This window comes from Streptomyces fructofermentans (genome assembly GCF_014651055.1).
In the GTDB taxonomy this organism is placed as follows: Bacteria; Actinomycetota; Actinomycetes; order Streptomycetales; family Streptomycetaceae; genus Streptomyces; species Streptomyces fructofermentans.
In genome coordinates this window covers 12,850-26,015 of record NZ_BMWD01000031.1, presented here as the reverse complement: position 1 = coordinate 26,015, position 13,166 = coordinate 12,850, and the positions used below count along the sequence as shown (strand labels likewise).

At 70.8% G+C, this 13,166-nt stretch carries 14 protein-coding genes, 1 tRNA gene and 1 riboswitch; of the genes, 5 read left to right on the top strand and 10 right to left on the bottom strand.

The annotated features are described in order from the left end of the window. From IE265_RS32050 to IE265_RS32040, 3 genes are all read right to left on the bottom strand, one after another. Positions 1 to 951, bottom strand: a complete 951-nt coding sequence (locus IE265_RS32050; RefSeq protein ID WP_190039322.1) for an ABC transporter ATP-binding protein — start codon at positions 949 to 951, stop codon at positions 1 to 3. Positions 952 to 1,075: 124 nt separating this feature from the next. Further along, the gene (locus IE265_RS32045; RefSeq protein ID WP_373303071.1) at positions 1,076 to 1,948 is read right to left on the bottom strand and encodes an ABC transporter permease; all 873 of its coding nucleotides are present in this window, start codon (positions 1,946 to 1,948) and stop codon (positions 1,076 to 1,078) included. Then, on the bottom strand, positions 1,941 to 2,750 hold the full coding sequence (locus tag IE265_RS32040) for an ABC transporter permease (RefSeq protein WP_190039261.1): 810 nt from the start codon (positions 2,748 to 2,750) through the stop codon (positions 1,941 to 1,943). The genes IE265_RS32045 and IE265_RS32040 overlap by 8 nt, the downstream gene beginning before the upstream one ends. A 197-nt stretch (positions 2,751 to 2,947) precedes the next feature. Here IE265_RS32040 and IE265_RS32035 point away from each other — a divergent pair, with 197 nt between their 5' ends. Next, complete coding sequence (locus IE265_RS32035; protein ID WP_190039260.1) at positions 2,948 to 5,296, top strand: transglycosylase domain-containing protein; 2,349 nt, start codon at positions 2,948 to 2,950, stop codon at positions 5,294 to 5,296. A gap of 52 nt (positions 5,297 to 5,348) precedes the next feature. Here IE265_RS32035 and IE265_RS32030 read toward each other — a convergent pair whose 3' ends face one another. The 3 genes from IE265_RS32030 to IE265_RS32020 all read right to left on the bottom strand — a co-directional run bounded on the left by IE265_RS32030 (position 5,349) and on the right by IE265_RS32020 (position 6,570). Beyond that, a complete protein-coding gene (locus IE265_RS32030; RefSeq protein WP_190039259.1) occupies positions 5,349 to 5,669 on the bottom strand; it encodes a DMT family transporter in 321 nt (106 codons plus the stop codon). 34 nt (positions 5,670 to 5,703) lie between these two features. Next, a riboswitch (guanidine-III (ykkC-III) riboswitch) is annotated at positions 5,704 to 5,765 on the bottom strand. 56 nt (positions 5,766 to 5,821) lie between these two features. Next, entirely contained in the window at positions 5,822 to 6,124 is a 303-nt protein-coding gene (locus tag IE265_RS32025; protein WP_051707732.1) for a GroES family chaperonin, read from the bottom strand. Positions 6,125 to 6,231: 107 nt separating this feature from the next. Next, the gene (locus IE265_RS32020; RefSeq protein WP_190039257.1) at positions 6,232 to 6,570 is read right to left on the bottom strand and encodes a DUF3618 domain-containing protein; all 339 of its coding nucleotides are present in this window, start codon (positions 6,568 to 6,570) and stop codon (positions 6,232 to 6,234) included. A gap of 156 nt (positions 6,571 to 6,726) precedes the next feature. On the opposite strand from IE265_RS32020, the gene bcp reads away from it, so the two are divergent. Together bcp and IE265_RS32010 are read left to right on the top strand one after the other, a co-directional pair. Next, entirely contained in the window at positions 6,727 to 7,194 is a 468-nt protein-coding gene (gene bcp, locus IE265_RS32015; protein WP_190039256.1) for a thioredoxin-dependent thiol peroxidase, read from the top strand. A gap of 176 nt (positions 7,195 to 7,370) precedes the next feature. Continuing rightward, positions 7,371 to 7,455 (top strand) — tRNA-Leu (locus tag IE265_RS32010). Positions 7,456 to 7,529: 74 nt separating this feature from the next. Here IE265_RS32010 and rdgB read toward each other — a convergent pair. The 4 genes from rdgB to IE265_RS31990 all read right to left on the bottom strand — a co-directional run bounded on the left by rdgB (position 7,530) and on the right by IE265_RS31990 (position 10,102). Further along, positions 7,530 to 8,132 carry an RdgB/HAM1 family non-canonical purine NTP pyrophosphatase gene (gene rdgB, locus IE265_RS32005; RefSeq protein WP_190039255.1) on the bottom strand — a complete coding sequence of 201 codons (603 nt, stop codon included), beginning with the start codon at positions 8,130 to 8,132 and terminating at the stop codon, positions 7,530 to 7,532. A 305-nt stretch (positions 8,133 to 8,437) separates the two neighbouring features. Next, positions 8,438 to 8,839, bottom strand: a complete 402-nt coding sequence (locus tag IE265_RS32000) for a hypothetical protein (protein ID WP_190039254.1) — start codon at positions 8,837 to 8,839, stop codon at positions 8,438 to 8,440. A gap of 143 nt (positions 8,840 to 8,982) precedes the next feature. Then, the gene (rph, locus tag IE265_RS31995; protein WP_190039253.1) at positions 8,983 to 9,720 is read right to left on the bottom strand and encodes a ribonuclease PH; all 738 of its coding nucleotides are present in this window, start codon (positions 9,718 to 9,720) and stop codon (positions 8,983 to 8,985) included. Between the two features lie 148 nt (positions 9,721 to 9,868). Continuing rightward, positions 9,869 to 10,102 (bottom strand): PTS sugar transporter subunit IIB, encoded by a 234-nt coding sequence (locus IE265_RS31990; protein ID WP_190039252.1) that lies wholly within the window; start codon positions 10,100 to 10,102, stop codon positions 9,869 to 9,871. A gap of 204 nt (positions 10,103 to 10,306) precedes the next feature. Here IE265_RS31990 and IE265_RS31985 point away from each other — a divergent pair, with 204 nt between their 5' ends. Continuing rightward, on the top strand, positions 10,307 to 11,593 hold the full coding sequence (locus IE265_RS31985; RefSeq protein WP_190039251.1) for a PTS transporter subunit EIIC: 1,287 nt from the start codon (positions 10,307 to 10,309) through the stop codon (positions 11,591 to 11,593). Positions 11,594 to 11,894: 301 nt separating this feature from the next. After that, a complete protein-coding gene (locus IE265_RS31980) occupies positions 11,895 to 13,142 on the top strand; it encodes a PTS transporter subunit EIIC (protein ID WP_190039250.1) in 1,248 nt (415 codons plus the stop codon). The last annotated feature ends 24 nt before the right edge of the window (positions 13,143 to 13,166 follow it).

Below are 13,166 nucleotides of genomic sequence, written 5' to 3'. Positions count from 1 at the left end.
CTACGAGGTTGCTTTCTCCGCGTACATGCGGCTGATGACCGCCTCGATGTCGGGCTCGCGCACCGACAGGTCCATCAGCGGGTACGCGGCCGCGATCCGTGCCACCAGCGGCGCCGCCGACGCGGCCGCGGGGAAGGCGAGCCACTGCCGGGGCCCCTCCACACGCACCACCCGCGCCGACTCCACCTCGATGGGCGGGAGTTCGCGCTCCAGGTCCACCACCAGGGTCCGCTCGCTCCCGCCGATCGCGTGCAGCCCGGCCAGCGCCCCGTCGTACATGAGCCGTCCGTGGTCGATGACCATGACCCGCCGGCACAGCTGCTCGATGTCCGAGAGGTCGTGGGTGGTGAGCAGCACGGTCGTGCCCCGCTCGGTGTTGAGCTCCCGCAGGAACGTCCGCACCTTCGCCTTGCTGACCACGTCGAGTCCGATCGTCGGCTCGTCCAGGTACAGCACCTCCGGGTCGTGCAGCAGGGCCGCGGCGATGTCCCCGCGCATCCGCTGACCGAGCGAGAGCTGCCGCACGGGCACGTCCAACAGGGCGCCCAGTTCGAGGAGTTCGACGCACCGGTCGAGGTTCTCCGCGTACCGCGCGTCCGGGATGCGGTACATGCGGCGCATCAGGGCGTACGAGTCGATCAGCGGGAGGTCCCACCACAGGGTCGTGCGCTGCCCGAAGACGACCCCGATGCGCCGGGCGAGCCGCGTCCGTTCGCGGGAGGGGTCGATGCCCGCCACCCTGAGCCGGCCGCCGCTGGGCGTCAGGATTCCGGTGAGCATCTTGATCGTGGTGGACTTCCCGGCGCCGTTCGGCCCGATGTAGCCGACCATCTCGCCGCGCTCCACGGTGAAGGAGAGCGAGTCCACCGCCCGTACCCGCCGGCGCTCGCTGCGCAGGAAGCCGGTCTTCCTGCGGACGTCGAAGACCTTCTCCACCCGGTCGAGCCGGATGAACCCGCCCTCGCCGCCCGCGTCACCGCCACCGCCACCGCCACCGCCGGCCCCCTCGCCGCCGGGACCGCCGGAACCTCCGCCGGGACCGCCGTCACCACTGCCGAACTCCGTGTCCACGAAACTAACTCCCCGTACTCCGGTACGAACGAAGGCCCGCGCGCCAGGCGAGTCCGGCGAGCGCGCAGCAGACCGCGGCCACCGGCGGCGGCAGGAACGCGACCCACTGCGGCAGGTCGAGCGGATAGGGCCGACCGAGCACGTACAGCCCGGGCAGCCAGTTGACGAAGGCCAGCGGCAGCACGAAGGTCACCCCGCGCACCAGCTCTTTCGCGAAGACCGTCGGCGGGTACTGGAGGAGCGTGGTGCCCCCGTACGTGAACGAGTTCTGCACCTCGGACGCGTCCTGGGCCACGAACTGGAAGGCACCGCCCGCCACGAACACGGCGGCGAAGACGGCAGCCCCGCTGACCACCATCACCGGCATCAGCAGCACCTTCGCCGCGGTCCACTCGATGTCGAGCACGGCGAGCGCGTAGCCGAGGACCAGCAGTCCCTGGGTGACGCGGCCGAGCCGGCGCAGCGCGAAGCGGTCGGCGGCGACCTGCGCGAGCACCGGCACCGGTCGGACGAGCAGGGTGTCGAGGGTGCCGTCGCGCACCCGGCGCCCGAGCCGGTCCATCGACCCGATCGCGAGGTCGGTGAGGCCGAACGCGGTGCTGGAGAGCCCGTAGAGGAACGCCACCTCGCCCAGCGAGTAGCCGCCCAGCTCGTCGACCCGGGAGAACATCAGCAGGATCGCGACGAAGTCGAGGGCCGTCGCGGCGAAGTTGCCGAAGGCGGTCATCGCGAAGGAGGCGCGGTACGCCATGGTGGAGCGCACCCACATTCCCGCGATGAGCAGGTACGCGCGCAACCCGTCCCGCAGCGGCGTGACGTCGGCCCACGCGTCGGGGGCGGCGGCGCGCTCCTCGGTGCCCGTCGGCGGCTCAGCCACCCTGGACCACCACCCTGCGGGTCGCGACCGACTGGAGCAGCCGGCCCGCCGCGAGCAGCGCGAACGCCCAGGACGCCTGGAAGGCGTACGTGCCCAGCAGCCCGAATCCCGTGCGCTCGCCGAGCAGCACGTCCGCGGGCGCCTGCATCAGCGCCGACCAGGGCAGCACGCGGGCGACCTCGCCGAGCACGCCGGGGAACACGTTCAGCGGCAGCAGCAGCCCGGAGAAGAAGATGCCCGCGAGTCCCACCAGCTGCTGCACGCCCGCTCCGTCCATGAACCAGAACGCCGACAGGGCCACGAGGTAGCGGATCGCGAAGCTCACGAGCACGCCGAGCCAGACGGCGACGAGGAACGCCGCCCAGGTGCCCAGGTCGGACGGCAGCGCGAGGGTGAAGAAGAGCCCGCCGAACAGCATCGGCACCACTCCCCGCCCCAGCAGCTGGAAGGCCGCCCGTCCGGCGTCGGCCGCCAGCCACCACGCCTGGAGGTCGGCGGGCCGGTAGAGGTCGATCGCGATGTCACCCGTACGAATTCTGTCCGCAAGCTCGTCCTCGAAGCCGCCGCCCATCACCGCGACCGCCGAGTGCAGGCCCTGTCCGAGCCACACGTACGTGAGGGCCTGCGCCTGGTCGTAGCCCCCGAGCCCCGGCCTCTCGTCCCACAACGCGATGTACGTGTATGCCAGGATCAGCCCGAATACGGTGTTGGTGAACACGCCCGCGGCGGTGGCCACCCGGTAGGTCGCGTACCGCCGGAACCCGCTCACCGCGACGGCCGCGTACAACCGGCCTGTTCCCACCCCGGGCCCCCTTCAGGCGCTGTGAGCCAAAGCGCAGCAGCCTATCCGCGGGGCCGTGCCGCGTGCCAGGCAATTTCTCCGCGCGACACGTGCTCCGCGCGGGGAACGGATCGCCGGGTGCGACAGTCTTCAAAGGTGGCGCACCAGGCGTACGAGACGTACGAGACGTATGACGTGAAACGGGAGTCCGGCACATCATGAGCGACCAGCCGCACCGGCCGAGCGAGGGCTGGGCACCGAGGGAACCCGGGCCCGGGCAGGGGGATCCGGCAGCGCCCGGCAAGAAGCCGAGGCGCCCCAGGCGCACCGGCTGGCGGCGGCTGATCCCGACGTGGCGGATGGTGCTCGGGACGTTCGTCACCGTGCTCCTGCTGCTCATCGGCCTCTTCGCGCTCGGCTACTACCTGGTCGCGATCCCGTCGGCGAACGAGGCGGCGACCAAGCAGAGCAACGTCTACCTGTACGCGGACGGCGGCCAGCTCGCCCGCGACGGCGAGGTCAACCGGGAGAACGTCACGCTCGCGCTGGTCTCCAAGGACGCCCAGCACGCCGTGCTGGCCGCCGAGGACCGGGACTTCTACACGGAGTCCGCGGTCGACCCCAAGGCCATGATCCGGGCCGGCTGGAACACCGCGACGGGCAAGGGCAAGCAGTCGGGCTCGACGATCACCCAGCAGTACGTGAAGAACTACTACCTGGCGCAGGAGCAGACGATCACGCGCAAGGCCAAGGAGTTCTTCATCGCGATCAAGCTGGACCGCGAGAAGAGCAAGGACGACATCCTGGAGGGCTACCTCAACACCAGCTACTTCGGCCGCAACGCGTACGGCATCCAGGCCGCGGCCCAGGCCTACTACGGCGTGGACGCCAAGGACCTGACGGTCGGTCAGGGAGCCTACCTGGCGGCGCTGCTGAACGCGCCCAGCCAGTACGACGTGGTCGCCCACCCGGAGAACAGGCCCGCGGCGCTGGCACGTTGGAACTACGTCCTGGACGGCATGGTCAAGAAGGAGTGGATCACCGCGGTGGAACGCGCCGGGGTGAAGTTCCCCGAGCCCAGGCAGACGGTGATCGCGGCCGGGATGTCGGGGCAGCGCGGCTACATCGTGAAGGCCGTGAACGACTACCTGACCGACAACAGGATCGTCGACGAGGAGGAGTTGAACGCCGGCGGCTACCGCATCACGACGACCCTGCAGAAGTCCAAGCAGGACGCCTTCGTGAAGGCGGTCGACGACCAGGTGATGGACGAGCTCGACAGGAAGAACCGCAAGGTCGACACCTACGTCCGCGCGGGCGGCGCGTCCATCGACCCGAGGACCGGCCGGGTCCTCGCGATGTACGGCGGCATCGACTACACGAAGCAGTACTACAACAACGCCACGCGCCGGGACTACCAGGTCGGCTCCACGTTCAAGCCGTTCGTGTTCACCGCGGCCGTGCGGAACGACTCGGTCACCCAGGACGGCCGCGCGATCACGCCGAACACCATCTACGACGGCACGAACCAGCGTCCCGTGCAGGGCTGGAACGGCGGCCCGTACGCCCCGGAGAACGAGGACCAGGTCTCCTACGGGCCCATCTCGGTGCGCACGGCCACCGACAAGTCCGTGAACTCCGTGTACGCGCAGATGGCGGTGGACGTCGGCCCGGCCAGGGTGGAGCGGACCGCCGTCGACCTCGGCATCCCGGCCGACACCCCGGACCTGCACCCGTACCCCTCCATCGCGCTCGGCCCGGCCACGGCGAGCGTCCTCGACATGACGGAGGCGTACGCGACGCTCGCGAACCACGGCAGGCACGGCACGTACACGATGATCGCGAAGATCACCAAGGACGGCCGGGAGGAGGTGGAGCTGCCCGCGCGCAACACCCGGCAGGCCGTGAGCCGGCAGGCGGCCGACACCACGACCTCGATCCTGCGGAGCGTCGTCGAGGGCGGCACGGGCACGGCCGCCCAGGCCGCGGGGCGGCCCGCGGCGGGCAAGACGGGGACCGCCGAGGAGGACCAGGCGGCCTGGTTCGCGGGCTACACCCCGAACCTCGCCACGGTCGTCGCCGTGATGGGCCAGGACCCCGACACGGGCGCCCACAAGTCGCTCTACGGGGCGCTCGGGCAGCCGCGCATCAACGGCGGCGGGTACCCGGCGCGGATCTGGGCCCAGTACACGAAGGCAGCCCTGAAGGGCACCACGGTCCGGGACTTCGAACTCGACCTCCAGGCGGGCGCCGAGCCGCAGGAGCTGCCGCCGACCGCCCCGTCCGAGGAGGACCAGGACACCGGCGGCGAGGACGACGGCGGGGAGGACACCGGCGACGAGGACGCCCCCGCCACGCAGGGCGGGACGGACGGCGGCACCACGACGGACGGCGGGACCACCGCGGACGGCGGCACGACCGGCGGGGCGACGGACGGCGGCACCACGGGCGGCACCGCGGACGGCGGGACCACCGGCGGCACCACGGACGGCGGCGAGGGCGACGACGGGGCGGACGACGGAGGGAGTACCGGGACGACCCTCGGGGACGGACTCTTCTCGCCCTAGGCGCCCGGGCGCTCCGGGCATCCGGTGACCGCTCCCGGCGCGCCCGGAGCGGTCAGTGGCCCGAGGTCGCCTTCAGGCCCACCACGGCCACCAGCAGCAGGCAGACGAAGAAGATCCGGGCCGCGGTCGCCGGTTCGCCGAGCACGGCCATGCCGAGCACGGCGGCGCCGGCGGCGCCGATGCCCACCCAGACGCCGTAGGCGGTGCCGATGGGCAGCGTCTTCGCGGCCTGGGACAGCAGGACCATGCTGGCGACGATCCCCGCGCCGGTGAGCACGCTGGGAAGGGGACGGGTGAATCCGTCGGTGTACTTCATGCCGATCGACCAGCCGACCTCGAGCAGACCGGCGACGACGAGCAGGACCCATGCCATGGGAGACGACCTCCGAGGACGACGACGTGCGGGATGTGCGTCGTCTTTGCCAAGCCCGGTACGGCGCGTCTCGTCGGGTTCCTTCCAAAGGTAGCAAAGGGCAGACGGAAGGGGCCGGTGACGATGATCACCAGCCCCTTCCCGCCTTGCTTCTACAGGTACAGGCCCGTCGAGTCCTCGGAGCCCTCGAACCGGTCCGCGGCCACGGCGTGCAGGTCCCGCTCGCGCATGAGCACGTAGGCGGTCCCCCGCACCTCGACCTCGGCGCGGTCCTCGGGGTCGTAGAGGACCCGGTCGCCGGGCTCCACGGTCCGTACGTTCTGCCCGACCGCGACGACCTCGGCCCAGGCGAGCCGCCGGCCCACGGCCGCCGTCGCGGGGATCAGGATGCCGCCGCCCGAGCGGCGCTCGCCCTCGGCGGTGTCCTGCCGCACGAGCACACGGTCGTGCAGCATCCGGATGGGCAATTTGTCGTCGTGATGGCTCTTGTCGCTCACGCCTCGAACCTACCTGGCTTCGCCCCGCCCGTCCGGGGGCGGGTACGGGTGGGAAGTCTCCGCGGTCAGCGCCGGCGGCGGCGCGAGCCCACGGCGAGGAGGCCGACGAGGCCCACCACCACGAGGGCGACCGGCACGATGCGCTCCAGCCGCGGCGCGCCCTCGTCGGTGACGAACTGCCCCTTCACGTCTCCGACGACGCGGTTGACGCCGACGTAGGCGCGGCCGAGCGAGTGGTCCACGCTCGACACCACCTTGGCCCTGGCGTCCCCGACGATCGTCTTCGGGTGCACGCGCACACCGATCTCGTCGAGCGTCTCGGCGAGGGTTTCGCGGCGGCGTCTGATGTCCGCCTCGATCTGCGCCGGAGTTCTGGTGTCCGGCGTGCTCGACGTGTCCGACACGCGCTGCCTCCGTGGTCGTGGTCGTTTCTTCCGTGGCCTGTTCCCGACGGCCCGCTTCTCTGATCGACAGTCTGTCAGCTCCGCCCGCCGCGCACCGCCCGGCACCCCCATTACGCTCGGGTCCGTATCCACCACCCCGCAAGGAGACCGAACGAGATGAGCGAGCGACTCCAGCCCGGCGACACCGCCCCCGCCTTCACCCTGCCCGACGCCGACGGCAACGAGGTCTCCCTGGCCGACCACAAGGGCCGCAAGGTCATCGTCTACTTCTACCCGGCCGCCCTGACGCCCGGCTGCACCAAGCAGGCCTGCGACTTCACCGACAACCTGGACCTGCTGGCGGGCGCGGGCTACGACGTGATCGGCGTGTCCCCCGACAAGCCCGAGAAGCTCGCCAAGTTCCGTGAGAAGGAGGGCCTGAAGGTCACGCTGGTCGGCGACCCGGACAAGGCCGTCCTGGAGGCGTACGGGGCCTTCGGCGAGAAGAAGCTGTACGGCAAGACGGTCGTCGGCGTCATCCGCTCCACGATCGTCGTCGACGAGGACGGCAAGGTCGAACGGGCCCTCTACAACGTCAAGGCCACCGGCCACGTCGCCAAGATCATCAAGGATCTGGGCATCTGAGGACGGTCCGCCCGCCGGGTGCACGACGCCCCGCCCCGCTCCCGCGGGGCGGGCCGCGCCCGCCCCGCACGCGACGGTCCGCCGGTCGGGGCCCGTTGCTCCGTCCGGGCGTCGCGCGGTCCGGCCGAACTCCCGCCCGGGGCGATCCGCCCGGCCGGTACGATGACAGGCGACCTGCGGCGGTGGCGCAACAGGCGACGCAGCAGACTTAGGATCTGTGGCCCTTGATCGGGCTTGAGGGTTCGAATCCCTTCCGCCGCACGTGTGAGGCCTGCGCATCGGGCAGTCGGATGCGCAGGCCTTCCTCTGTGCCGGGGCCCCTGGCCGCGGGACCGTCAGCCCAGCAGTTCCCGGACGACCGGCACGAGGTCCCGGAACGCCTTTCCGCGGTGGCTGATCGCGTTCTTCTCGTCGGGGGTCAGCTCGGCGCAGGTGCGCGTGTCCCCCTCGGGCTGGAGGATCGGGTCGTAGCCGAAGCCGTTGGTGCCGGCGGGCTCGTGGCGCAGCGTGCCGCGCAGCCGTCCCTCGACGACACGCTCGGTGCCGTCGGGCAGCGCGAGTGCGGCGGCACAGGCGAAGTACGCCGCCCGGTGCCCGTCGGCGATGTCGCCCAACTGGGCAAGCAGCAGGCGGAGGTTGGCCTCGTCGTCGCCGTGGTTTCCGGACCAGCGGGCCGAGAAGATGCCGGGCGCGCCGCCGAGGACCTCCACGCACAGGCCGGAGTCGTCGGCGACCGCGGGAAGGCCGGTCGCCCGGGCCAGCGCGTGCGCCTTGAGCAGGGCGTTCTCGGCGAAGGTGACGCCGGTCTCCTTGACGTCGGGGATGTCCGGGTAGGCGTCCGCGCCGACGAGGTCGTGCGGCAGGTCTGCGGCGGCGAGGATCGCCCGCAGCTCGGTGATCTTTCCGGCGTTGCGGGTGGCGAGGATCAGGCGGGTCATGGCTCTCAGCCTAAGGGCTCTCCCGAGACCCCCGGCGGGCGCGCGGCGACGGCCACGGCGCCCCGCCGCGCCGCCGGACCGCCCGGGTACGCCCGGTACCGGGACGGCTCTGCGCGGCGCACCGCGTCCGACGCCGTGCGCGGATCCACCGGGGCTGTCGGGACAAGCCCTCAGCGCGTCCCGTTCCGCACGGGGCCGCCCCGGCCGGGGACGCGCGGGCGCCCACCGCACCCGGACCGCGCCGCCCGGACCGACCCGGCGTCCGCCCGGGGGCGGGCCCGCTCGCGCGGGCCCGCCCCTCCGGGTCACGACGGGGTGCAGACCTTGGTCAGCTCGCCGGCGGCGGCCGTCACGGGGCTGATGTCGGGCGTCTCGTCACCGTTCCTGATGGCGTCGCGGACGTTGGCGACGGCCGACTGGAGGTTGTCCACGGCCTTGCCGACGTCGGCGTCGTCGGTCTTGTCGCCGATGGTGTCGAGGTTCTTGTCGATCGAGTCGAGCGCCTCGCCCGCCTGGGTCGGGTCGTCCGCCGCGTTCTCGACGGCCTGCTGGAGGTCGGTGACGCTGTCGGCGATCGTGTCGGCCGTCTGGACGCAGTCCAGGGCCTTGTTGACGGCGTCGCAGCCGGTGGTCAGTCCGACCGTGAGGGCGACGGCCGCCACGGTTGCGGCGATGGCGGTGGTCCTGCGGCGTCGGCTCGCGGCCATGGAACGGTCCTCCCGTTGGTCAGGCCCCACGGGCCCCGTTGGTCAGCCGGGCGCACGGCGGTGTGCCGTACGCCCGTACTGGTAGGGACGCGCCCGCCGGTGCCGTGGTTGCTCGGGGCCGGGCAGCCGTCTTGGTGCGCCCTTTACTTTTCGAGGACCGTATCAAGGGCCGCCCGCTGAGCGACAGCGAGTTCCCCGCAGCCCAGAACCGCCAGGTCCAGAAGGGAGTTGAGCTCGTCGCGGGCGAACGGCTCGGCCTCGGCGGTGCCCTGGACCTCGATGAAGCGGCCGTCGCCGGTGCACACGACGTTCATGTCGGTGTCGGCGCGGGAGTCCTCCTCGTAGCGGAGGTCGAGGAGGGGGACGCCGCCGACGATGCCGACGGAGACGGCGCTCACCGTTCCGGTGAGGGGGCGGCGGCCGGCCCGGACCAGCTTCTTCTCCTGGGCCCACGAGACGGCGTCCGCGAGGGCCACGTACGCGCCGGTGATGGCGGCGGTGCGGGTGCCGCCGTCGGCCTGGAGGACGTCGCAGTCGAGGACGATCGTGTTCTCGCCGAGCGCCTTGAAGTCGATGACCGCGCGCAGCGAGCGGCCGATCAGACGGCTGATCTCGTGCGTGCGCCCACCGATCCGGCCGCGCACCGACTCGCGGTCGGTGCGGTCGTTGGTGGCCCGGGGCAGCATGGAGTACTCGGCGGTGATCCAGCCCTCGCCCTTGCCCTTGCGCCAGCGCGGGACGCCCTCGGTCACGGAGGCGGTGCAGAAGACCTTGGTGTCGCCGAAGGAGATGAGGACGGAGCCCTCGGCGTGCTTGCTCCAGCCGCGCTCGATGGTGATCGGGCGGAGCTGTTCGGGCGTGCGGCCGTCGATTCGAGACATGGCGCCGAGCCTAGTCGTATACGGGTGAGGGGCCGCCCCCGGCGGCGGGAGCGGCCCCTCGGCACGCTTCAGGCGGCCCGGGGGCCGACCGGGAGGCGGGCTCCGGGGGTCCCGGCGGTGCCTGGCGTCCCGCGGTGGGCCCGCCTGCTCACATCATGTCCTCGATGTCCGCGGCGATCGGGTCCGCGTCGGTGCCGATGACGACCTGGATGGCGTTGCCCATCTTGACCACCCCGTGGGCGCCCGCGGCCTTCAGGGCGGCCTCGTCGACCTTGCTCGCGTCGATGACCTCGGTGCGAAGGCGGGTGATGCAGCCCTCGACCTCTTCGATGTTCTCGATCCCGCCGAGTCCGGCAACGATCTTCTCAGCCTTGGTGGCCATGTCCTACTCCCTGATCCGAACCGCTTTGTCGCAGTAACCCACAGTTGGCCCATCTTCGCGAGCGGTCACGGCAGCCGTGCCGAAGGATGGCGATCACGACATCGCAACCGTTCGCGGACTGGTCTACACCAGTTTTCAACGGCCGCCAAACCCGGTCCCGTTCCAGCGGGCCCGGAAGGCTCCGGAGGACTCGGGAGGACACCCATGAGTGCCGACAGTGCGGCGGCGCCCGTACAGAACCGCTGGAACATCCTGTTCCAGGGTCTGCAGAAGATGGGCCGCAGCCTCCAGCTCCCCATCGCCGTGCTGCCTGCCGCGGGCATCCTCAACCGGCTCGGCCAACCGGACGTGTTCGGCGACGAGGGCCTGGGCTGGACGGACATCTCCAAGGTGATGGCGGGCGCCGGCGGCGCCCTGCTCGACGGCACGCTCGGCCTGCCCATGCTGTTCTGCGTCGGCGTGGCCATCGGCATGGCGAAGAAGTCCGACGGCTCGACCGCGCTGGCGGCGGTGGCGGGCTTCCTCGTCTACTACAACGTGCTGAGGCAGTTCCCGGACGACTGCGCCGAGGGGTCCAAGCCGGTGGCCACGGGCTGCCAGGTGACGGACGGGACGGTGACGACCTTCACCTACCAGAACCCGGGCGTGTTCGGCGGCATCATCGTCGGCCTGATGGCGGCGTACCTCTGGCAGCGCTACCACCGCACGAAACTCGTCGACTGGCTGGGCTTCTTCAACGGCCGCCGGCTCGTGCCCATCATCATGGCGTTCGCCGCCATCGCGTTCGCCGCGCTCTGCCTGTGGGTGTGGCCGCCGATCGGCCGCGGCCTGGAGGACTTCAGCGACTGGCTGTCCAGCCTGAGTTCATGGGGTGCCGGCATCTTCGGCATCGCCAACCGCGCGCTGCTCGTGATCGGGCTGCACCAGTTCCTGAACGTGCCCATCTGGTTCCAGTTCGGCACCTACACCAAGCCGGACGGGACGGAGGTGCACGGCGACATCAACATGTTCCTGGCGGGCGACCCGAACGCCGGACTGTTCACCTCGGGCTTCTTCCCCATCATGATGTTCGCGCTCCCGGCCGCCTGCCTCGCGATGACCCACTGCGCGAAACCCCATCGTCGCAAGGAGATCGGCGGTCTGATGCTGTCGATCGCCCTGACGTCCTTCGTCACGGGCATCACCGAACCGATCGAGTACTCCTTCGTGTTCATCGCGCCGGCGCTGTACGCGGTGCACGCGTTCCTCACGGGTGTGTCGATGGCGGTCACGTGGGGCCTCGGGGTGCACGACGGCTTCAGCTTCTCGGCCGGACTGATCGACTACGTCATCAACTGGAACCTCGCCACGAGACCCTGGCTCATCATCCCGATCGGCCTGGTCTTCGCGGCGGTCTACTACGTGATCTTCCGATTCGCGATCACCAAGTTCAACCTGCCGACCCCCGGCCGCGAGCCGGACGACAAGGTCGAGGACGTGACGAAGGCCTAGCACCCGCACGGGCCGGCCGCGGTCCCGGAGGCGCTCCGCCTCCGGGACCGCGGCCGGTTCGCGCCCCCCGGCCCCCGGCGCCGCGGGGCCCGAGCGGCTCAAGCGCCCCTTAGGGGGCGCTTTTTCGCGTTCTCGAACGGTTCGACCGATATGACACAGGCCACAAAATTGGCGGGTTCCTTATCCCACCCTCACGTGCTAGAAAACAGGTCTACACCACTCAGTGGTTTAGACCACGCGGATGCTGTCCATCCCTTTTCGCCCTTCCCGTCCCCGGCAGCACCCAGCACATGGAGGAACTATGAGCACCGCCACCACATCGGCGGCCCCCACGAAGAAGTGGGGATCCGGCCTGTTCCAAGGCCTGCAGAAGGTCGGACGCAGCCTTCAGCTCCCCATCGCCGTGCTGCCCGCGGCCGGCATCCTGCTCCGCCTGGGTCAGGCGGACGTGCAGGAGAAGCTGAACCTGCCCGACAAGGTCACGGCGGTGTTCGCGACTGCCGGCGGCGCGATCTTCGACAACCTGCCGCTGCTGTTCTGCATCGGTGTCGCGATCGGCTTCGCCAAGAAGTCCGACGGCTCCACCGCGCTGGCCGCCCTGGTCGGCTTCCTGGTCTACAGCAACGTCCTGAAGGCGTTCCCGGTCACCGAGGCCAAGGTCCAGGCCGGCGCCGACATAGCCGCGACCTACAACAACCCCGGTGTCCTCGGCGGCATCGTCATGGGTCTGCTGTCCGCCGTGCTGTGGCAGCGCTACCACCGCAAGAAGCTGGTGGACTGGCTCGGCTTCTTCAACGGCCGCCGCCTCGTCCCGATCGTCATGGCCTTCGTCGGCACCGCGATGGGCGTCTTCTTCGGCCTGGTCTGGGAGCCGATCGGCGAGGTCATCTCCGACGCCGGCGAGTGGATCACCGGTCTGGGCGCCGCGGGCGCCGGTCTGTTCGGCCTCATCAACCGCGCGCTGATCCCGATCGGCATGCACCAGTTCGTGAACACCGTCTCCTGGTTCCAGATCGGCGACTTCACCAACGCCGCCGGCGACGTCGTGCACGGTGACCTGAACCGCTTCTTCGCCGGGGACCCGGACGCCGGCCAGTTCATGTCGGGCTTCTTCCCGATCATGATGTTCGGCCTGCCGGCCGCCGCCATCGCCATCGCGCACGCCGCCCGCCCCGAGCGCCGCAAGGCCGTGATGGGCATGATGGTCTCGCTGGCTCTCACGTCCTTCGTGACCGGTGTGACCGAGCCGATCGAGTTCTCGTTCATGTTCATCGCGCCGCTGCTCTACGTGATCCACGCGGTGCTCACGGCCCTGTCCATGGCGATCACCTGGGCGCTCGGCGTGCACGCGGGCTTCACCTTCTCAGCGGGTGCCATCGACTACGGGCTCAACTGGAGCCTCGCGACCAAGCCCTGGCTGATCATCCCGATCGGCCTGGTCTTCGCGGCGATCTACTACACGGTCTTCCGCTTCGCGATCACCAAGTTCAACCTCCCCACCCCGGGCCGCGAGCCCGAGGAGGAGCTGGAGGACCTCACCAAGGCGTGAGCCCCCGGCCGTTGCGCGCACCAC

Bases quoted from the DNA above. Each gene is read 5' to 3' on its own strand.
- IE265_RS32035 (WP_190039260.1), top strand. From the start codon at position 2,948: ATGAGCGACCAGCCGCACCGGCCGAGCGAGGGCTGGGCACCGAGGGAA.
- IE265_RS31985 (WP_190039251.1), top strand. From the start codon at position 10,307: ATGAGTGCCGACAGTGCGGCGGCGCCCGTACAGAACCGCTGGAACATC.
- IE265_RS32030 (WP_190039259.1), bottom strand. From the start codon at position 5,669: ATGGCATGGGTCCTGCTCGTCGTCGCCGGTCTGCTCGAGGTCGGCTGG.
- IE265_RS32000 (WP_190039254.1), bottom strand. From the start codon at position 8,839: ATGGCCGCGAGCCGACGCCGCAGGACCACCGCCATCGCCGCAACCGTG.
- IE265_RS31980 (WP_190039250.1), top strand. From the start codon at position 11,895: ATGAGCACCGCCACCACATCGGCGGCCCCCACGAAGAAGTGGGGATCC.
- rph (WP_190039253.1), bottom strand. From the start codon at position 9,720: ATGTCTCGAATCGACGGCCGCACGCCCGAACAGCTCCGCCCGATCACC.
- IE265_RS31990 (WP_190039252.1), bottom strand. From the start codon at position 10,102: ATGGCCACCAAGGCTGAGAAGATCGTTGCCGGACTCGGCGGGATCGAG.
- rdgB (WP_190039255.1), bottom strand. From the start codon at position 8,132: ATGACCCGCCTGATCCTCGCCACCCGCAACGCCGGAAAGATCACCGAG.
- IE265_RS32025 (WP_051707732.1), bottom strand. From the start codon at position 6,124: ATGCTGCACGACCGTGTGCTCGTGCGGCAGGACACCGCCGAGGGCGAG.
- bcp (WP_190039256.1), top strand. From the start codon at position 6,727: ATGAGCGAGCGACTCCAGCCCGGCGACACCGCCCCCGCCTTCACCCTG.